The following is a 374-nucleotide window of genomic DNA, read 5'->3' on the forward strand; positions in this document are numbered from 1 at the left end:
TGGTTACGGTCTCGACTGTCGGTTTTTCGGCGGCATGGACCGCGATGGAATCCGCGATCACAATAGAATCGTCCATCACGATGCCGATTGCCATAAGAAGCGCGACCAACGTCATCATATTCAAGCTAAGACCAGTCAATGCCATCCAGAGGAATGCACCGGCAAAAGCGACGGGCAAGCCCATTGCCGCCCAGATCGCGAAACCGGGCCGGAAAAACAAACTCATGACGATGACGACCAGAACCAAGCCGATCACCCCGTTCTGCACCAGCATCACCAATCGATCGCGGATGATGGATGTCACGTCCTGAACGACCTCAACTCGGATAGAGGCAGGTAGGTGAGTAGTTTCTTCGGCTACCAGCGTTGCCACG

The 374-nt window shown here is 54.8% G+C and carries 1 protein-coding gene; it reads right to left on the reverse strand.

Going from position 1 to position 374, the window contains the following annotated elements; translation table 11 throughout:
• Positions 1-304: efflux RND transporter permease subunit (locus tag E7681_RS18685; RefSeq protein ID WP_246032556.1), on the reverse strand; the 304-nt coding region annotated here is incomplete at its 3' end.
• Positions 305-374 lie beyond the last annotated feature (70 nt).

The sequence above is a fragment of the Thalassobius vesicularis genome (genome assembly GCF_004799325.1).
Lineage (GTDB): Bacteria > Pseudomonadota > Alphaproteobacteria > Rhodobacterales > Rhodobacteraceae > Thalassobius > Thalassobius vesicularis.